Source organism: Stutzerimonas sp. 21-1, assembly GCF_056336065.1.
Map to the genome: position 1 here is coordinate 646,859 of NZ_CM150500.1, position 17,896 is coordinate 664,754.

Genomic DNA, 17,896 nt, shown 5'->3' on the forward strand with positions numbered 1-17,896 from the left:
GGCGATGCGACGCGACGAAACGCGTAGTGGCCCCTATACTTGCGTCCCCTTTTCTTGGTGCGGCGATTGCAGTCGCGCAAAAGGAGTCATCGATGTCCGTTCTGTCCGACTTCCGGGAGCGCTATCTCGTGCGCTTCTGGTCGCCTTTGCCCGCGCTCGTCGCGCTGGGTGTCGCGTCCGCCTACTATTTCGCCATCACCGGAACCTTCTGGGCCGTCACCGGCGAATTCACCCGCTGGGGTGGCCACGTCCTGTCCTGGTTCGGCTACACACCTGCCGAGTGGAGTTACTTCAAACTAATCGGCCTGGCCGGCACGCCGCTCGATCGCGTCGATGGCGTGATGATCATCGGCATGCTGCTCGGCGCGCTGTGCGCGGCGCTGTGGGCGAACAACGTCAGCCTGCGCTGGCCGACCAGCAAGCGGCGTCTGGCGCAGGGGCTGATCGGCGGCGTCATCGCCGGCTTCGGCGCGCGGCTGGCGATGGGCTGCAACCTGGCGGCGTTCTTCACCGGGATTCCGATGTTCTCGCTGCACGCCTGGGCGTTCATGCTGGCTACGGTCGGCGGCGCCTGGATCGGCGTGAAGATCTGCCTGCTGCCCTGGCTGCGCACGCCGCTGAAAGTGGGTAGTCAGGCCAGTTCGCTGTTCGGCGACGTCGAGGGCACCCGGCGCCGCGCCACGCTGCAGGCGCGTCTCGGCGTGGCCGTTGCCGTGCTCGCCATCGGCTTCGCCGCCTGGCGCTTCGATACTTCGCTGGTGCTCGGTATGGCAGTGCTGTTCGGCCTGCTGTTCGGTGGGCTGATCGAGCGCGCGCAGATCTGCTTCACCAGCGCCGCGCGTGACCTGTGGACCACCGGGCGCACCCGTGCTGCATACGGCATCCTGCTGGGCATGGCCGTGGCCTGCGTCGGCACCTTCGGTGCGATCGCCCTGGGCGCGAGCCCGAAGATTTTCTGGATGGGGCCGAACGCGATCATCGGCGGCCTGCTGTTCGGCATCGGCATCGTCGTTGCGGGCGGCTGCGAGACCGGCTGGATGTACCGCGCAATGGAAGGGCAGGTGCACTTCTGGGTGGTCGGCATCGGCAATGTCATCGGCGGCACCCTGGTGGCGGTGTACTGGGACGAGCTGGGCTCGACGCTGGCGCTGCCGTATCCGAAGGTCAACCTGCTGGAAAGCTTTGGCCCTACCAGCGGCCTGATGCTGACCTTCGCCGGCCTGGCCGTGGCCATGCTGCTGGTGCATCTGAACGCCAAACGTTTCCAAACCAAGAGGAGTCCTGCCCGTGAGCCAGGCCAAACCGAATCTCTCGCTTGATCTGCGCGGCGAGCACTGCCCGTACAACGCCATCGCCACGCTGGAAACCCTGGCGACCATGCAGCCGGGGCAGTTGCTGGAAGTGGTCACCGACTGCTCGCAGTCGGTCAACGGCATCCCGGAAGACACCCGCGCCAAAGGCTACAACTGCCTGAGCGTGGAACAGCACGGCTCGCTGTTCCGCTTCCTGATCGAAATCCCCGCCTGACCTCAGTCCGGGACGGCCGCCGCGGTCGTCCCGGATGCCCGCAGCGGCCAGCTGCCCAGCTCGCGATAGCGCGCGCCCTGCGCGGTAGTTTCCGAAACGAACAGCACGAAGCGATCCACCGTCCAGCCGAATGCCGGGCTGTGGCCGTGCACGCGCTCGTGGCCATGGCGTGTCAGCGTCAGGTGTGGCAGGAACGGCCGACTGTCGAGCACCAGCCCGAGTGCGGCCAGTTGCGCACGCAGTGCCGCGGCGAGGTAGTCCAGCGCCGGCGGTGGTGCGCTTGGCTGCAGGCAGATGAAACCCTTGCCTAGGGTGATCAGGCGATCCAGCGTCAGCTCGAATGCCGGGCAGTCGAGATCGGCCGCCAGCCGCTGCAGGCCGTCGAGGCAATCGGCCGGTTGCACGCCGAGAAACGCCAGGGTCAGGTGCAGGTTCTGCGGCGGCACCGGTCGGCCTTGCAGCGCCTGCTCGTCGCGCCAACGACAGATGGCTGTCGCCTGCTCGGGCGGGCAGGGCAGTGCGAAGAACAGACGCAGAGTTGACTCGCTCACGGCAATCTCCGGCAGCTATCGCGCCGCGTGATAGAGGCTGACCTGGCGGAATTCGGCCGGCTCGGCGAGATCCGGCCAGGTGCAGGCGTCCAGCACATCCAGGCGCCGATACAGCGGATGGGCGAAGTTGCGCACCCGCGAATCGGCCACCAGCGCTTCGCGACCTCGACTGAGGAAGTGATCCAGCAGCGGCAGGTTGGCGCGATCGTAGAGCACATCGGCGACGATGATCAGATCGTAGTGATCCGCCTCGGCGAAGAAGTCCTGCGAATAGCGTAGTTCCACGTCGTTCAGCGCGGCGTTTGCCCGGCAGGCGGCGAGCGCCAGCGGGTCGAGATCGCAGGCCACCACTTCCGCCGCGCCAGCCTTGGCCGCGGCGATGGCGGCGACACCCGAGCCAGCACCGAAATCCAGCACGCGCTTGTCCCGTACCCATTGCGGCCGCTCGGCCAGCCAGCGCGCCAGTACCAGGCCGCTGGCCCAGCAGAAGCACCAGTACGGTGGGTCTTCGAGAATCCGCCGGGTTTCCTCGGGGCTGAAGGCGCGATCCATGTTGGCCGCATCAATCAGCCACAGGCGCAGATCGGTCTCCGGCAGCGGCTCGGCAACCAGCCGGGCGTCGCCGAGCAATGCGTTCAGTACCGCCTGCAGTTGTGCCGGTGCCGTCACGGGGCGGGTACCAGTTGCAGCGGGCCGAGCGCCTGGCTGCTGGCATTGCGGATCTGCAGCGCCGGCAGACGCATGATCAGCTGCCCGGCGCGTGTCACCCGCCCGCGCAGCTCGACGCGCTGGCCCACGGGGAAGACATCCGGGTTGAACTGCAGGATGAACGGCAGCTCCGAGCCGCGCCCCTTGAGCTGTACGTTGCTCAGCAGGCTATCCGGCTGGTCGCGGCGGTCGACCTCCAGCAGCGCCAGTTCGACCTCGCTGCCGGCCGGCGCGCCGATCAGGCTGCCGCTCAGTTCGTTGTGCAATTTCGAGTGCGGTGCGCTGCTCAGTTCGACCGGTGCGGGCGGCGCGGGCGGCTGGCTGCCGCAGCCGGCCAGCAGGATCAGCAGCAGGGGCACGAAGGCGGTACGCAAGGGCACGGAAAGCTCCAGAACTACGGCGAATCGGCCTTGTATAGCAGCAAAGCCGCTGCCTTGTCTTGCCGGTCGGATGCGCTACCATAGCCGCCCCGACGTTCGACCGAATCCCGCCCATGCATTGTCCGTTCTGCAGTGCCCATGACACCAAGGTCATCGATTCCCGCCTGGTTGCCGAGGGCGATCAGGTACGCCGCCGCCGCGAGTGCCTGGCCTGCGGCGAGCGCTTCACCACCTTCGAAACCGCCGAGCTGGTGATGCCGCGACTGATCAAGTCCGATGGCAGCCGCCAGCCGTTCGACGAGCAGAAGCTGCGTGCCGGCATGCAGCGCGCGCTGGAGAAGCGCCCGGTCAGTGTCGAGCGGCTGGAAGCGGCCATCGCCCACATCAAGCACCAGCTGCGTGCCACCGGCGAACGCGAGATCAAGTCGCGCGTGCTCGGCGAACTGGTGATGGCCGAGCTGCAGAAGCTCGACGAGGTCGCCTATATCCGCTTCGCCTCGGTCTACCGCCGCTTCCAGGACCTCAACGAGTTCCGCGAGGAAATCGAACGGCTGTCCCGCGAGCCGGCGAAGTCCGAATGAGCGCCAGCGATCACGCCTGGATGGCCCGCGCGCTGCAGCTGGCGCGCAAGGGGCTGTATTCGACCCATCCGAACCCGCGCGTCGGCTGCGTCATCGTCGCCGCTGGTGAGCCGGTCGGTGAAGGCTGGCACGTGCGCGCCGGCGAGCCGCATGCCGAGGTTCACGCGCTGCGCCAGGCCGGCGAACAGGCCCGCGGCGCCACCGCCTACGTCACCCTCGAACCCTGCAGCCACCACGGGCGCACGCCGCCTTGCGCGGAAGCGCTGGTCAAGGCCGGCGTCGGCCGCGTGGTAGCGGCGATGCAGGACCCCAATCCGCAGGTCGCCGGGCGCGGGCTGCACTTGCTGCGCAGCGCTGGCATCGAAGTCGCCAGCGGCGTGCTGGAAGCCGAGGCGCGCGAGCTCAACTGCGGCTTCATCAAGCGCATGGAAAGCGGTCTGCCGTTCGTGCGCGCCAAGCTGGCGATGAGCCTGGACGGGCGCACGGCGATGGCCAGCGGCGAAAGTCAGTGGATCACCGGCCCGGCGGCCCGCGCCGAGGTGCAGCGCCTGCGTGCCCGCTCCAGCGTAGTGCTGACCGGCGCCGACACCGTGCTGATGGATGGCGCGCGGCTTACCGTACGCGGCACCGAGCTGGCGCTGGATGCGGAAACGACTGCGCTGGCACTGCAGCGCCCGCCGTTGCGCGTGCTGGTCGATGGCCGGCGGCGCGTGCCGCTGGACGCGCCGTTCTTTCAGGCCGGCCCGGCGCTGGTGGCGACGGCCATGAGCGGCGATGCAGAGGCCTGTCGGGTCGCCGGCCACGAGCTGCTGTTGCTCGGTCAGCAACAGGTCGATCTGGCCGCGCTGCTGCGCGAGCTGGCCGCCCGCGGCGCCAACGAAGTGCTGGTCGAAGCCGGGCCGCGGCTGGTCGGTGCCTTCGCCCGTCTCGGGCTGATCGACGAGTACCAGATCTTCATGGCCGCCAAGTTCCTCGGTTCCTCGGCGCGTCCGTTGCTGGAGTTGCCGCTGGAGCGCATGAGCGAGGCGCGCGAGCTGAAGATCGTCGACATCCGCGCGGTGGGAGACGACTGGAAGATCGTCGCGACTCCCGCCAGCTGAACGCGACATCCGGCGCCTCAATCCACGGCTGCCGATAGCGCCAGGCTTTCGTCGTCATAACCGCTGCGAATGCACAAGCTGGCTGCCGTTAGCGGCTATTTGTGTTAAAAACGCTGCCGGGCCGCGAGTGGCCCAACGTTCTCAGGGCGGGGTGCGATTCCCCACCGGCGGTAATGGCTTCGGCCTAGCCCGCGAGCGCTTGCTTAGGCAAGGTCAGCAGACCCGGTGTGATTCCGGGGCCGACGGTATAGTCCGGATGAGAGAGAGCGGGATATTCCGATGGGCGCCGTTCGCGTGCCCGTCATGCATCCCTATCGATCTGTAGCGCCCTGTTTTCAAAACAGGAGTTCGTCGTATGCAGCGTTTCACCAGCCTTCCGCGGGAGGCCACATGTTCACCGGAATAATCGAAGCCATCGGCACCATTCGTGCGCTCACGCCCAAGGGCGGCGACGTCCGCGTGCTGGTCGATACCGGCAAGCTGGATCTGGGCGACGTCAAGCTGGGCGACAGCATCGCGGTAAACGGCGTCTGCCTGACCGCGGTCGAGCTGCCGGGCAACGGCTTCTGGGCCGACGTTAGCCGCGAAACCCTGGCACGCACCGCCTTCATCGATCTCAAGGCCGGCAGCCGGGTCAACCTGGAAAAGGCGCTGACGCCTACCAGCCGCCTCGGCGGCCATCTGGTCAGCGGTCACGTCGACGGCGTCGGCGAGGTCGTGGCGCGCGAGGATAACGCCCGCGCCGTGCAGTTCCGCATCCGTGCACCGCGTGAACTGGCCAAGTACATCGCGCTCAAGGGCTCGATCACCGTCGATGGCACCAGCCTGACGGTCAACGAGGTCAACGGCGCCGAGTTCGAGCTGACCATCGTGCCGCACACCCTCGGCGAAACCATCATGGCCGACTACCGCCCCGGGCGACAGGTGAACCTGGAAGTCGATCTGCTGGCGCGTTACCTGGAGCGCCTGATGATGGGCGACAAGGCCGCCGAACCCAAGGCCTCGGGGCTCACCGAAGGTTTTCTCGCCGAGCACGGCTACCTGAAGAATTGAGGAGACGCCCAGATGGCGCTCAACACCGCTGAAGAACTGATCGAAGACATCCGCGCCGGCAAGATGGTCATCCTGATGGATGACGAGGATCGCGAGAACGAGGGCGACATCATCATCGCCTCCGAATGCGTCACCGCCGAGCACATCAACTTCATGGCGCGCTTCGCCCGCGGCCTGATCTGCATGCCGATGACGCGCGAGCGCTGCGAGCTGCTCAAGTTGCCGCTGATGGCGCCGCGCAATGGTTCCGGTTTCGGCACCAAGTTCACCGTATCCATCGAGGCCGCCGAAGGCGTGACCACCGGCATTTCCGCCGCCGACCGCGCGCGCACCGTGCAGGCTGCGGTGGCGAAGAACGCGGTGGCCGAAGACATCGTCAGCCCCGGGCATATCTTCCCGCTGATGGCGCAACCGGGCGGCGTGCTGGCGCGTGCCGGTCACACCGAGGCGGCCTGCGACCTGGCGCGCATGGCGGGCCTGGAGCCTTCTGGGGTGATCTGCGAAATCATGAACGATGACGGCACCATGGCGCGTCGGCCCGAGCTGGAAGTGTTCGCCGAGCAGCATGGGCTGAAGATCGGCACCATCGCCGACCTGATCCACTACCGCATGATCCACGAACGCACCGTCGAGCGGGTGTCCGAGCAACCGCTGGACACCGAGCTGGGCCAGTTCAACCTGGTCACCTACCGCGACGGCGTCGAGGACACCGTGCACATGGCGCTGACCCGCGGCGAAATCTCGCCTGAGGAGCCGACGCTGGTGCGCGTGCACAACATGGAGCCGCTGCGCGACCTGCTGCTGGTCACCGTCCCCGGGCGCTGGAGCCTGCGCGCGGCGATGACCGAAGTGGCCAAGGCCGGCAAGGGCGTGGTGCTGCTGCTCGGCAATCCGCTGACCGGTCCGCAGCTGCTCAGCCAGCTCAATCGTCAGCAACCGCCGATGCCGGCTACCTACAGCACGGTCGGTGCCGGTTCGCAGATCCTGCGTGATCTGGGCGTGCGCAAGATGCGCCTGATGAGCGCACCGATGAAGTTCAACGCGATATCCGGCTTCGATCTGGAAGTTGTAGAATACCTCCCGGCCGAATAATCAGAGGCGCCGCGCAGTCCGCGGCGCCTTCGTTCTTTAAAGAGATGAGAAAGCACCCATGCCCCTGAAGACCATCGAAGGAACCTTCATCGCCCCGCAGGGCAAATACGCCCTGGTCGTAGGCCGCTTCAACAGCTTCGTCGTCGAAAGCCTGGTCAGTGGCGCGGTCGATGCGCTGGTTCGCCACGGCGTCAGCGAGAACGACATCACCATCATCCGTGCACCGGGTGCCTTCGAGATTCCGCTGGTCGCGCAGAAGGTCGCCCAGCAGGGTGAATACGACGCCATCGTCGCCCTCGGCGCGGTGATTCGTGGCGGCACGCCGCACTTCGAGTACGTCGCTGGCGAATGCACCAAGGGCCTGGCCCAGGTTTCCATGGAATTCGGTGTGCCGGTCGCCTTCGGCGTGCTGACCGTCGACTCCATCGAGCAGGCCATCGAGCGCTCCGGCACCAAGGCCGGCAACAAGGGCGCCGAAGCCGCACTCTCCGCACTGGAAATGGTGAGCCTGCTGTCGCAGCTGGAGGCGAAGTGAGCCTGAATCACGACGACAGCCAGGACGCTCCGCAGCCCAAGGCCAAGGGCAAGATCGCTACCCGTCGGGTGGCGCGCAGCCTGGCGATGCAGGCGCTGTATCAGTGGCACATGGCCGGTCAGAGCCTCAATGAGATCGAAGCGCAGTTCCGCGTCGACAACGATTTCAGCGGGGTCGACGGTGCCTACTTCCATGAGCTGCTCAATGGCGTGGCCCGCAAGAAGACCGAGGTCGATCAGGCCATCGAGCCGAACCTCGACCGCCCGCTGGACGAGCTGGACCCGGTCGAGCTGGCGATCCTGCGTCTGTCCACCTACGAGCTGATGCAGCGCGTCGACGTGCCGTATCGCGTGGTCATCAACGAAGGCATCGAGCTGGCCAAGGTCTACGGCGCCACCGACGGGCACAAGTTCGTCAACGGCGTGCTGGACAAGCTGGCACCCTCGCTGCGCAGCGCCGAAGTGCGCAACCACAAGCGCTGAGGGCTACCCGCTTTGCTGGGTGAGTTCGAGCTGATCCGTCACTACTTCGCCGCCGCCGCTTGCGCCAGGGCCGGCGGCGAAGTTGTTCTCGGCATCGGCGACGATTGCGCCCTGCTGCAGATTCCGGCCGGCGAACAGCTGGCTGTATCCACTGACACTCTGGTCGCCGGGGTGCATTTCCCCGATCCCTGCGATCCTTGGCAGCTCGGCCAGCGCGCACTGGCCGTCGCCGCCAGCGATCTTGCCGCCATGGGCGCGACGCCCATCGGCTTCACCCTGGCCCTGACGCTGCCGGCCGCCGACGCACTCTGGCTGGCCGAATTCGCCCGCGGGCTGGATGCGATGGCACGCGACTGCAGCCTGCGTCTGATCGGCGGCGATACCACGCGCGGGCCGTTGTGCCTGACCGTTACGGTGTTCGGCCGGGTTCCTGCCGGGCAAGCATTGGTTCGGCATGGTGCGCAGGTCGGCGATCTGCTCTGCGTCGGCGGCGCGCTCGGAGAAGCCGCCGGCGCCTTGCCGCTGGTGCTGGGGCAGGCCGAGGCCGCTGCGGATGTCGCCGAGCATCTGCTGGCGCGCTACTGGTCGCCACAACCGCAGCTGGCGCTGGGCGAGGCGTTGCGCGGACGGGCCACGGCGGCGCTGGATATTTCCGACGGGCTGCTCGCCGATTGCGGACATATCGCCAAAGCCTCGGGCGTCGCGCTGCGGATCGAGCGCGAGCGGGTGCCGCTGTCCGCGCCGCTGCAGCGTTTCGCCGGTACCGCCGAGGCGCTGCGCTGCGCGCTCGCCGGTGGCGACGACTACGTGCTGGCCTTCACCCTGCCGCCCGCCGAGCTGGCGACGCTGCAGGATGCCCAGTGGCCGGTGCATGTCATCGGCTGCATCGTGGCCGGGCAGGGCGTGCAGCTGGTCGACGCGGCGGGCAACGAACTGCCGGTGTCCGCGCGTGGCTACAACCATTTCCATGCATAGGCGTCGCTGCGCCAGCACGATCAGAAAAGGAACGCTGTCTTGACTGACTCCTCGCCGCTCGCGGCCAAGCCGCAAGTCCTGGTCTGGTCCAACCCCTGGCACAACCTGGCGTTCGGCTTCGGCTCCGGCCTGATGCCGAAGGCGCCTGGCACCTGGGGCTCGCTGGTGGCGCTGCCGTTCGTGCCACTGTGGCAGTTGCTGCCGGGCTGGGGCTACGGCGTGCTGCTGGTGCTGAGCATACTGTTCGGCATCTGGCTATGCGGCAAGGTCGCCCGCGAGCTGGGCGTACACGACCATGAAGGCATCGTCTGGGACGAGTTCGTCGGCATCTGGATGACCTTCTGGCTGGCGCCGCAAGGCTGGCACTGGCTGCTGCTCGGTTTCGTCGTGTTTCGCGTGATGGACATCGCCAAGCCCTGGCCGATCAGCTGGGTCGACCGCCATGTGCACGGCGGCATCGGCATCATGCTCGACGACATCCTCGCCGGTGCCGCTGCCTGGGCGGTGATGCAGGGGCTGGTGGCGCTGCTGGCGTGATCAAGTGTGCGGCGGCTCGCTGAATCCTCCGTTCGGCTGGCGGAAGATTGCCCGGCCTGTCCAACGTCTCCTTTCAAGGACTTCCATGCGTCGCTTTGAACTTCTTCTTGCTGGCCTGCTGCTGTTGCCGTCGCTGGCGATGTCCGCGCCGATGGTGCAGGTGGTCGGGCTGTTTCCCGGCGCCGCAGTGCTGAACGTCGATGGCCAGCGCAAGCTGGTCCGGGTCGGTCAGACCGGGCCCGGCGGCGTCGAAGTGGTGAGTGCCGATTCGCGCGGTGCGGTGCTGCGCGTCGGCGGCGTCGAGCGCAGCTACGGCCTGAGTCGCGAGTACAGCGGCGCCGGCTATGCCGCGCCGGAAAAGACCCAGCTCAGCGTGGCCAAAGGCGTGGGCGGGCATTACTGGATCGCCGGATCGATCAACAGCCAGCCGGTGCAGTTCCTCGTCGATACCGGAGCGACCTCGGTCGCCATCAACGAAAACCAGGCGCGGCGGCTGGGCATCGATTACCGGGCCGCCGGCCAGCCGCTGCTGGTCAATACCGCCAGCGGTACGGCCAAGGCCTGGCGCGTGCGCCTGAACAGCGTCAAGGTCGGCGCCATCGACGTGCTGGGCGTCGAAGCAGTCGTACTCGAGGGCGAATCGCCCAGCGAAGCCCTGCTCGGTATGAGCTTCCTCGGCCGGGTCAGCTGGCGCGAAGACCAGGGTGTGTTCAGGCTGGAGTCGAAAATCTAGCGCTGGCAATCCCGCTCCGGCGGATGGGCGCCGTGCCACCCGGCCGGGCGGCATCGGCGCAGCGCTTCGCATTGCATTTGGCCGATTACGCTCGCCCTTTGCGCCTGCCAGTTAGTGTTACAATATCCGCCTTTTTCCTCTCTGGGATTTCCGCCCGTGTCTGTCGTGTTCGTCGCCGCTTCCAAACTGCCGACGCCGTTCGGTGTGTTCACCATGCATGGTTTTCTCGACCAGGACACCGGCAAGGAACATGTCGCGCTGACCCTCGGCGACGTGGCCGATGGCAAGCCGGTGCTGGGACGGCTGCATTCCGAATGCCTGACCGGCGACGCGCTGTTCAGCCTGCGCTGCGATTGTGGCTTCCAGCTCGAGGCGGCCATGCGTGCCATTTCCGAAGAAGGGCGTGGCGTGCTGCTCTACCTGCGTCAGGAAGGTCGCGGCATCGGCCTGCTGAACAAGATTCGCGCCTATGAACTGCAGGACGGCGGCGCCGATACCGTCGAGGCCAACGAGCGTCTGGGCTTCGCGCCGGACATGCGCGACTACGGCATCTGCCTGCCGATGCTCGAGCACCTGGGTATCGCCGAGGTCAAGCTGATGACCAACAACCCGCGCAAGGTCAAGGCGCTGCAGGGCTTCGGCATCCGTGTGGCGGAGCGCAAGCCGCTGCAGATCGCGCACAACCCGCACAACCGTAAATACCTCGCGACCAAGGCCGGCAAGCTCGGCCACATGCTCGGCGAGATTCATCAGGGCGAAGCCGAACAGTCGTGAATCGCGCCGCTGTCCGCCGCCAGCTCGCCCGCGAGGGCTGGCTGCATGCCGCGCTGATGGTGCTGCCGGCGCTGCTGCTCGGCCGCACCGGGCTGCAGTTGGGCAGCGGGGGACTGCTGCTGTTCGCCGCGGGCCTCGCCTCGCTGTTCTTCAGCCTGCCGGCGTTCACCCGCTTCAAACATGCGCTGATCGCCACGGAGCAGGCGCTCGGTGACACCGCCGAACCGGAGGCCTGGGCGCAGCTGCGGCGCATCCGCCGCCGCGCGCTGTTGATCGCATCATGGCCGGCCTGGCTGGCCGCGGTCGGTGCGCTGTTCGGCATGGAGCCGGTGGCGCGGCTGCTGCTGGTGCTCGGCAGCCTTTCCTTGCTCGTCCTCTATCGCATTCCGCGGCAGCTGCGCTGATGCGCTTGTTGTGGGTCGTCGCGCTGCTGCTGGTGTCGCTTTCGGTGAGCGCCGCACAGCGGGTGGTAAGCCTGGCGCCCTCGCTCAGCGAAATCATGCTCGAACTGGATGCCGGCGACCGGCTGGTCGGCCTGCTCGACGGCGGCGAGCGTCCGCCGGCACTGGCCGGGGTGCAATCGGTCGGCCGCTACGGCCAGGTGGAGCTGGAGACGCTGCTCAGCCTGCGTCCCGATCTGGTGCTGCTCTGGCCCGACAGCATTCCGCGCGGCCAGCGTCAGCAGCTGCAGCAGCTTGGCATCCCGCTGCTGGTGGTCGAGCCGTCGCGGCTCGAACAGCTGGCCGAACAGTTCGCGCTGATCGGCCGCGCTGTCGACCGTGCCGAGCAGGGCGCTCAGCTGGCCGAGCGCTTCCGCCACGGCCTGGCGCAGCTGCGTCAGCAATACGTGCGTACGCCGCCGCTACGGGTTTTCTATCAGGTCTGGCATCGCCCGCTGTATACGCTGGGCGGCCCGCAGATCATCAGCGAGGCGATCGCGGTGTGCGGTGGGGTGAACGTGTTCGCCGACCTTCAGCTGCCGGCGCCGCAGGTGAGCGTCGAAGCCGTACTGGCACGCGATCCCGAGGTGATCCTCGGTGGCAGCGGCGCCGAACTGGAGAGTTGGAAAGCCTGGCCGCAGCTCAGTGCGGTGCGCAGCGGGCGCTTGCTCGCCGTGCCGGACAAAGGGCTGGAGCGGCCGAGCTTCCAGATGCTGGGCGCGATCGGGAAGCTCTGCGAAGTGATGGCGCGGGCGACACCCTGAGGGCGCGCCCGCTTTCTGCTTAGAGCGAAGGGGTCCAGGTCATGGCGAACAGGACGGTGCGTCCGGCTTCGCGATAACCGTAGTTCAGCACCGGATCGGTCCAGCCTGGGCCGGTGGGGCGGTCGTAGGTTGCCAGCGCGTACTCGCGGTCGAACAGGTTGTTGACCTTGGCCTCCCAGAGCAGCTCGGGATGGCTCTGCCAGCCCGCACGCAGGTCGAAGATGCCATAGCCGGCCAGCTCGCGGGTGTTGGCCGCGTTGTCCTGGCGGGCGCTGGAGATGTGCCAGCCAGCGCCGGCCGACAGGCTGCCGAACTCGCGATCGATGTCGACACTGAGCGTGCGCTTGGCCCGGCGGGGCAGGGCATGGCCGCTGTCCCGGTCACGCGGATCGATGACGCTCACGCCCAGGCTGGCCTGCCAGCCCAGCAGCTCGCGGGCCACGCTGACCTCGAAGCCGTTGATCCGCGCCTGACTGATGTTCTCCGGACGGTTGGCGGCACTGTTCCAGGCAATCATGTCTTCCACGTCGGTGCGGTAGACCGAGGCTTCCAGCTGAGTGCCTTCTACGTCGGCGCGCCATTGCAGCTCGTAGGTCTTCGACGTTTCGGGGCTCAGGCCGGCGTTGCCCATTCCGGGGTAATAGAGGTCGGAGAAGGTCGGCGCGCGGAAGCCTTCGCCGTAGCTCAGGATCCAGCGCTGCGAATCGCCCACCGGCAGGCTGAAGGCGGCGTTCCAGCTGTTGTGGCTGCCGAACTGTTCGTTGTCGTCGTGGCGCAGGCCGAGCTCGGTACCGAAGCTGTCGCCCTGGAAGCTGTGCTGGGCGAAGAAGGCCAGGTTGTCGCGGCTGTCTTCCTGATAAGCGGTCGACGCGTCGAGACGGTCTTCGTACCAGTCGCTGCCGAGGCTCAACTGCTGGCGCTCGCTCAGTTGCAGCCGGTTGATCCAGGCCGCCGAGTGCCGCGTGGTTTCCAGGAAGCCGTTATTCCAAGCGCTGCCGGCACCCACCACCTTGTTGCGGTCGAAGCTGCGGCCGAGTTCCAGCCGGCTGTTCCAGACATCGGTCAGCTGACCGTCCAGATAGCCGCTGTAACTGCTGACGCGGAATTCGTCCTGCGGTGTGCCCGGCGCGAAGTCATAGGCATCGTCGTATTCGTTCTCGCCGCGCTGGTCGTTGAGGCTGAGGCCGGCCTGCCAGTCGGCATTGAGCTGGTGATCCAGCTTCAGGTGCATGGCGCGTGCGCGCTGACCGTCGTCGTCGCTGTCGGCACCGCGGTTGTCGCGGCTGATATCGAAACCGTCGCGCTCGTCGAGACTCGCGCCAAGATGGACACGGGTCTGCTCGGTGCCGGTCGCCAGGCTCAGGCTGCGCTGGAAGGTCTGGTTGCTGCCGGCGGCAAGGCGGATTTCCGGCTTCACGCCCGGCTCACCGCTGCGCGTAAAGATCTGGATGACGCCGCCAATCGCATCGGCACCATAGAGCGACGAGCGCGGGCCGCGAATCACTTCGACGCGCTCGATGTTGTCGATGGCGAGGTAATCGAGGCGGGCGAAGCCGCTGGTAGCCGAGGAAATGCGCTGGCCATCGAGCAGCACCAGGGTCTGCGCGGTGCCGGTGCCGCGCAGCGACAGCGACGGCAGGCCGCCGGCGCTGCCGACGGTCACACCCGGCACACGACGCAGCAGTTCCGGCACGCTGCGCGCCTGCAGGCGCTGAATATCGGCGCGCGTGAACACCGTGTTGGCGGCGGTGGCGGTGGCGCGGGGTTCAGCCTGGCGCGCGGAGGTCACCAGCATGTTGGGCAGCTGGTAGCTGTTGGCGGTGGTAGCGTCGGCAAACACCTGCGTGCCGGGCAGCAGCGCCACGGCCAGGGCAAGTCGGGACAGTTTCATTCTTGGAGTTCCTCAAAAGATCACAGCTTTCGAGGAGGGCAGGAACAAGCGGGGGCGAAAGGGCAGACGGCCGCGCTTGACGGTGCTGCCCTCCGCAACACCCGTCGAATCCACCAGGCCGGTCTCCGGGCTTTCGACGCTCATCGCGCTCGCCTTCCCATGTCGAAACACAGTGGCTGTCGAGCGGACGGCGATCCGGCTGGATCGCGGTCGATTACCGTTGCGGGGGCAGCGCCGGCCTTGCTCTCGCGAGCGCACCGGCTTCCCGTTTAATGCGGACCTTGCGGTCGTGCACACCTGGGCGGATAAGAAATCGCGCGAACCTTACGGCTGCGTGCCGGCAAACACAAGCTGATCGAAGGAGGTATGCGGCGACAGCGGCGCCACGATGGCGCAGCCGTGCCTGCTAGAATCCGCGTTTTTCACCATGCCGAACCGGCGCTGCGAGCCTGCCATGACCTTCGCCTCCCTGGGCCTGATCGATCCGCTGCTGCGGACCCTGGAAACCCTCGACTACCGCAAGCCGACGCCGGTGCAGGCCGAAGCCATTCCCGCCGTGCTCAAGGGCCGCGACCTGATGGCGGCAGCGCAGACCGGCACCGGCAAGACCGCCGGTTTCGCCCTGCCATTGCTGCAGCGCCTGACCATGGAAGGCGCCAAGGTAGCGAGCAATTCGGTGCGCGCGCTGGTGCTGGTGCCGACGCGCGAACTGGCCGAGCAGGTGCACGAGAGCTTTCGCGTCTACGGGCAGAATCTGCCGCTGCGTACCTATGCGGTGTACGGCGGGGTCAGTATCAACCCGCAGATGATGGCGCTGCGCAAGGGTATCGACGTGCTGGTGGCCACGCCCGGCCGCTTGCTCGATCTCTACCGGCAGAATGCCGTGGGCTTCGCCCAGCTGCAGGCGCTGGTGCTCGACGAGGCCGACCGCATGCTCGACCTCGGTTTCGCCGACGAGCTGGACCAGCTGTTCTGCGCGTTGCCGAAAAAGCGCCAGACCCTGCTGTTCTCCGCGACCTTCTCCGAGGCGATCCGACAGATGGCCCGCGAGCTGCTGCGCGACCCGTTGTCGGTCGAGGTCAGCCCGCGCAATGCCGCGGCGAAGACGGTCAAGCAGTGGCTGGTGCCGGTGGACAAGAAGCGCAAGTCCGAGCTGTTCCTGTATCTGCTGGCGGAACGGCGCTGGGGCCAGGTGCTGGTGTTCGTCAAGACGCGCAAGGGCGTCGACCAGCTGGTGGATGAGCTGCAGGCGCAGGGCATTGCCAGCGATGCGATCCACGGCGACAAGCCGCAGGCCTCGCGGCTGCGCGCGCTGGAGCGCTTCAAGGCCGGCGAAGTACAGGTGCTGGTGGCGACCGATGTCGCCGCGCGCGGGCTGGATATCCACGACCTGCCGCAGGTGGTCAACTTCGACCTGCCGACCGTCGCCGAAGATTACGTGCACCGCATCGGCCGCACCGGCCGCGCCGGTGCCACGGGCGAGGCGGTCTCGCTGGTCAGCGCCGATGAAGTCGATCAGCTGGCGGCCATCGAAACCCTGATCAACCAGGTGCTGCCGCGCCACGACGAGCTGGGCTTCGTGCCGGATCACCGCGTGCCGGCCACCACCCTCGGCGGGCAGATCATCAAGAAGCCGAAGAAACCGAAGAAGCCCAAGGACGCTGCCGGCAAGGGCAAGATCCACCTCGGCAACTGGTTCGACGAGAACGAAAAGCCCAACGCCAAACCCATCCGCAAGGTACCGAGCCTGGGCGGCGGCAAACCGGCGAAGAAGCGCTGATCGGTCGTAGGGTGGAAAACGGCGCAGCCTTTTCCACCGAAGGGCCGCAGTCCGTGCCGGCGTACCTCAGCCGCGCATGAACGACAGGTGGATGTCGCTGCCGTAGCGACGGATGATCTCGCCCTTGGCCGCATGGAACGCGGCGACGTCGCCAGCCTGCCCCGACTTGTCGAGTTTCCAGCGCGCCAGTTCCTCGGCGATCACGTCCATGAACAGCTCGGCCAGCAGCAGGCGGGCGGAGTCGCGGAAGTTGCCGTGGCCGTCGACGTACAGCTGCACGGTGGGCGCGGCGGTGTTGATCAGAATCTTGCGCTCCGCCGCGCTGTACACCGCCCGATCCATGTCCTCGCCCAGATAGCGGAACTCGTAGCCGGTGAACATGGCTTCACCGTGATCGCGTGCGGGGCGGTGTTTGCCGGTCGATGGATGCGGCGTTTTGCGGTGATGGGCATGCGCCGTTGCCTGTTCGGCGATGACGATCTCGCACCAGGCGAGATAGCTGCCGGCACGCACGACGATCTCGCCATGCTCGGCGGCGGACTGGCCGCGCACCGTCCATTGCAGATACGGCTCCTCGCCCAGACTCTGCAGCGCGACCGCGGCCGGCAGCGGATCGATGTACAGGCCTTCGCTGAGCGATGCCTCGACCTGCAGGATGGTGTCGTCGGGCAATTGCTGCCGATCGAACAGCAGGCGGACGTGGAACGGGTGCTCCGGCGGACGGTAGTAGAACGGCGTGCTGAAGCGCAGCGCCGCGGCCGGTTCGCCATCGCTGGCCGAAGCGGTCACCGCAGCAATTGCCGGCGGGACGACGCCGAAATCGTGGATCGCCGCCTGGTTCATGCGCTGCAGCAGGTGGTCGATCATGTGCGCGGTGCGCCCCGAGGTAGTGGCGCGCTCCAGGTGCTTGAGCTTTTCCTGCTCGGCCATCACGAAGGGCGCGATCAGCTGGCTGACGGCCTTGGAAAGGGCGGCTACCAGCGGCGTTTTCGGATTCAAGCCGGCGCGTTCGTCGCTGATCACCGCTACGCCCTGGCCGAGCTGTTCGATCAATGCCGGACAGCGCAGCGTACCGAACAGGTATTCGGTGCCGACCTGGTTCTCGTAGTCGAACAGCTGGCAATCCAGCACCGCCGTGCCCGACAGCACCAGCAGACCGCTGGTGCGCTCGTCGCCGCGCGGCACCAGTTGCGCGTCCAGCGCACGCTTGAGGGTCAGGCTGAAGGGGAAGGTCTGCCCGTCGCAGTGGAACTCCCCCGGCTGGTCGGGGCCGAGCAGCAGCAGTGAGGGCGGCTCGTCGAAACGAATCCGCCCGCTGCGCTCGATCTCCACGCCATCGCGCAGTTGCGCAAGCTCCACGTGCCGACGGTTCAGCACATCGCGCAGGTAGATGTTGTTGGCCAGCGAGTCGATCAGGGCGTTGAACTGGGAGATGCTGACCTGGCTGCTTTCGATGACGATGGCCACGCGGGTGCCATTGCCGGCAATGCCGAGGCGCTCGCGGTCGCGCTCGGTCACGGGACGGTCCTGGCCGCCGTCGTCGTAGAGGTAGCCGCCGTTCTCGGCGCGGAACAGTTCGATGCGCGACAGCCGCCCTTCGTGGATGGTTTCCAGCCAACCGTAGCCGAGGCCGAAGATCGCCTGCTTCAGGCCGCGGCCGAAGTAGCCGCGACCGCCGCCGATGCCCTGGGCCAGCGGGCTGTGGGCGCCGCCGTAGCTGAGAATGAAGCAGGCGGTGGCGAAGGGCATGCCCTGTGCCTGATCGGTGACCGCCAGCAGGGCGCCGCGGCGGTGGCGTTCATACTGGATGAGCAGCTGCCCGGACACCGCAACGCCGGCCGCCTCCAGCCGGGCATAGCTGTCGTCGCTGTTGGTGAGCAGCTCGACCAGCGCCTTCTCGATCGAGGCGAAGCGTCGGGAGTCGATGTCGATGACGCGTTGATCCACCGGAATTGCATTGACGGCCATCGGCTTGCCTCGCTTTGCATGGGGG

The 17,896-nt window shown here is 67.1% G+C and carries 22 protein-coding genes and 2 riboswitches; of the genes, 15 read left to right on the forward strand and 7 right to left on the reverse strand.

Annotated features, from left to right (window positions below):
- Window positions 1-92: 92 nt before the first annotated feature.
- Window positions 93-1,319 (forward strand): selenium metabolism membrane protein YedE/FdhT, encoded by a 1,227-nt coding sequence (gene yedE, locus AC0ZJQ_RS03070; protein ID WP_102827711.1) that lies wholly within the window; start codon window positions 93-95, stop codon window positions 1,317-1,319.
- Window positions 1,288-1,527, forward strand: coding sequence for a sulfurtransferase-like selenium metabolism protein YedF (gene yedF, locus AC0ZJQ_RS03075; protein ID WP_003289152.1), 240 nt, complete (start codon window positions 1,288-1,290; stop codon window positions 1,525-1,527). The genes yedE and yedF overlap by 32 nt, the downstream gene beginning before the upstream one ends.
- Window positions 1,528-1,529: 2 nt before the next feature.
- Here yedF and thpR read toward each other — a convergent pair whose 3' ends face one another.
- The 3 genes from thpR to AC0ZJQ_RS03090 are packed head-to-tail and all read right to left on the reverse strand — an operon-like array spanning window position 1,530 to window position 3,160.
- Window positions 1,530-2,078, reverse strand: a complete 549-nt coding sequence (gene thpR, locus AC0ZJQ_RS03080; protein ID WP_102827710.1) for an RNA 2',3'-cyclic phosphodiesterase — start codon at window positions 2,076-2,078, stop codon at window positions 1,530-1,532.
- Between the two features lie 15 nt (window positions 2,079-2,093).
- Window positions 2,094-2,747, reverse strand: coding sequence for a class I SAM-dependent methyltransferase (locus AC0ZJQ_RS03085; RefSeq protein WP_476477313.1), 654 nt, complete (start codon window positions 2,745-2,747; stop codon window positions 2,094-2,096).
- Window positions 2,744-3,160 carry a YbaY family lipoprotein gene (locus AC0ZJQ_RS03090; RefSeq protein WP_391639226.1) on the reverse strand — a complete coding sequence of 139 codons (417 nt, stop codon included), beginning with the start codon at window positions 3,158-3,160 and terminating at the stop codon, window positions 2,744-2,746. Before AC0ZJQ_RS03090 ends, AC0ZJQ_RS03085 begins: the two co-directional genes overlap by 4 nt.
- Window positions 3,161-3,279: 119 nt before the next feature.
- Here AC0ZJQ_RS03090 and nrdR point away from each other — a divergent pair, with 119 nt between their 5' ends.
- The 12 genes from nrdR (at window position 3,280) to AC0ZJQ_RS03150 (ending at window position 12,232) form a co-directional block, all read left to right on the forward strand.
- Window positions 3,280-3,747 (forward strand): transcriptional regulator NrdR, encoded by a 468-nt coding sequence (gene nrdR / locus AC0ZJQ_RS03095; protein ID WP_003289148.1) that lies wholly within the window; start codon window positions 3,280-3,282, stop codon window positions 3,745-3,747.
- The gene (gene ribD / locus AC0ZJQ_RS03100; protein ID WP_458989243.1) at window positions 3,744-4,847 is read left to right on the forward strand and encodes a bifunctional diaminohydroxyphosphoribosylaminopyrimidine deaminase/5-amino-6-(5-phosphoribosylamino)uracil reductase RibD; all 1,104 of its coding nucleotides are present in this window, start codon (window positions 3,744-3,746) and stop codon (window positions 4,845-4,847) included. The genes nrdR and ribD overlap by 4 nt, the downstream gene beginning before the upstream one ends.
- Before the next feature lie 133 nt (window positions 4,848-4,980).
- Window positions 4,981-5,119, forward strand: a riboswitch (FMN riboswitch).
- A gap of 118 nt (window positions 5,120-5,237) precedes the next feature.
- Window positions 5,238-5,900, forward strand: a complete 663-nt coding sequence (locus tag AC0ZJQ_RS03105) for a riboflavin synthase (RefSeq protein WP_301619794.1) — start codon at window positions 5,238-5,240, stop codon at window positions 5,898-5,900.
- A gap of 12 nt (window positions 5,901-5,912) precedes the next feature.
- Complete coding sequence (ribBA, locus tag AC0ZJQ_RS03110) at window positions 5,913-6,992, forward strand: bifunctional 3,4-dihydroxy-2-butanone-4-phosphate synthase/GTP cyclohydrolase II (RefSeq protein WP_008570567.1); 1,080 nt, start codon at window positions 5,913-5,915, stop codon at window positions 6,990-6,992.
- Between the two features lie 58 nt (window positions 6,993-7,050).
- A complete protein-coding gene (gene ribH, locus AC0ZJQ_RS03115) occupies window positions 7,051-7,527 on the forward strand; it encodes a 6,7-dimethyl-8-ribityllumazine synthase (protein WP_003289143.1) in 477 nt (158 codons plus the stop codon).
- Window positions 7,524-8,009 carry a transcription antitermination factor NusB gene (gene nusB / locus AC0ZJQ_RS03120; RefSeq protein WP_102827705.1) on the forward strand — a complete coding sequence of 162 codons (486 nt, stop codon included), beginning with the start codon at window positions 7,524-7,526 and terminating at the stop codon, window positions 8,007-8,009. Before ribH ends, nusB begins: the two co-directional genes overlap by 4 nt.
- A gap of 12 nt (window positions 8,010-8,021) precedes the next feature.
- Entirely contained in the window at window positions 8,022-8,984 is a 963-nt protein-coding gene (gene thiL, locus AC0ZJQ_RS03125; protein ID WP_476477314.1) for a thiamine-phosphate kinase, read from the forward strand.
- 39 nt (window positions 8,985-9,023) lie between these two features.
- On the forward strand, window positions 9,024-9,521 hold the full coding sequence (locus tag AC0ZJQ_RS03130; protein ID WP_237264343.1) for a phosphatidylglycerophosphatase A family protein: 498 nt from the start codon (window positions 9,024-9,026) through the stop codon (window positions 9,519-9,521).
- Window positions 9,522-9,606: 85 nt separating this feature from the next.
- Window positions 9,607-10,254, forward strand: coding sequence for a retropepsin-like aspartic protease family protein (locus tag AC0ZJQ_RS03135; protein ID WP_476477315.1), 648 nt, complete (start codon window positions 9,607-9,609; stop codon window positions 10,252-10,254).
- A gap of 156 nt (window positions 10,255-10,410) precedes the next feature.
- On the forward strand, window positions 10,411-11,028 hold the full coding sequence (gene ribA / locus AC0ZJQ_RS03140) for a GTP cyclohydrolase II (protein ID WP_008570561.1): 618 nt from the start codon (window positions 10,411-10,413) through the stop codon (window positions 11,026-11,028).
- Window positions 11,025-11,432: a hypothetical protein gene (locus AC0ZJQ_RS03145; RefSeq protein WP_008570560.1), complete on the forward strand. Its 408-nt coding sequence runs from the start codon at window positions 11,025-11,027 to the stop codon at window positions 11,430-11,432. The genes ribA and AC0ZJQ_RS03145 overlap by 4 nt, the downstream gene beginning before the upstream one ends.
- Window positions 11,432-12,232, forward strand: a complete 801-nt coding sequence (locus AC0ZJQ_RS03150) for a cobalamin-binding protein (RefSeq protein ID WP_476477316.1) — start codon at window positions 11,432-11,434, stop codon at window positions 12,230-12,232. Before AC0ZJQ_RS03145 ends, AC0ZJQ_RS03150 begins: the two co-directional genes overlap by 1 nt.
- Before the next feature lie 19 nt (window positions 12,233-12,251).
- Here the strand turns inward: AC0ZJQ_RS03150 and AC0ZJQ_RS03155 are convergent, their stop codons facing one another.
- The 3 genes from AC0ZJQ_RS03155 to AC0ZJQ_RS03165 all read right to left on the reverse strand — a co-directional run bounded on the left by AC0ZJQ_RS03155 (window position 12,252) and on the right by AC0ZJQ_RS03165 (window position 14,579).
- Window positions 12,252-14,123, reverse strand: a complete 1,872-nt coding sequence (locus tag AC0ZJQ_RS03155) for a TonB-dependent receptor domain-containing protein (protein WP_476477317.1) — start codon at window positions 14,121-14,123, stop codon at window positions 12,252-12,254.
- A gap of 12 nt (window positions 14,124-14,135) precedes the next feature.
- A complete protein-coding gene (locus tag AC0ZJQ_RS03160) occupies window positions 14,136-14,267 on the reverse strand; it encodes a hypothetical protein (protein ID WP_423836204.1) in 132 nt (43 codons plus the stop codon).
- Window positions 14,223-14,439, reverse strand: a riboswitch (cobalamin riboswitch). (Overlaps the previous gene by 45 nt.)
- A gap of 8 nt (window positions 14,440-14,447) precedes the next feature.
- Window positions 14,448-14,579, reverse strand: a complete 132-nt coding sequence (locus tag AC0ZJQ_RS03165) for a hypothetical protein (protein ID WP_272875802.1) — start codon at window positions 14,577-14,579, stop codon at window positions 14,448-14,450.
- Here AC0ZJQ_RS03165 and AC0ZJQ_RS03170 point away from each other — a divergent pair.
- Window positions 14,578-15,903, forward strand: a complete 1,326-nt coding sequence (locus AC0ZJQ_RS03170; protein ID WP_213662596.1) for an RNA helicase RhlE1 — start codon at window positions 14,578-14,580, stop codon at window positions 15,901-15,903. The genes AC0ZJQ_RS03165 and AC0ZJQ_RS03170 overlap by 2 nt on opposite strands.
- 66 nt (window positions 15,904-15,969) lie before the next feature.
- Here the strand turns inward: AC0ZJQ_RS03170 and AC0ZJQ_RS03175 are convergent, their stop codons facing one another.
- A complete protein-coding gene (locus AC0ZJQ_RS03175) occupies window positions 15,970-17,871 on the reverse strand; it encodes a hypothetical protein (RefSeq protein WP_008570556.1) in 1,902 nt (633 codons plus the stop codon).
- Between the last annotated feature and the right edge of the window lie 25 nt (window positions 17,872-17,896).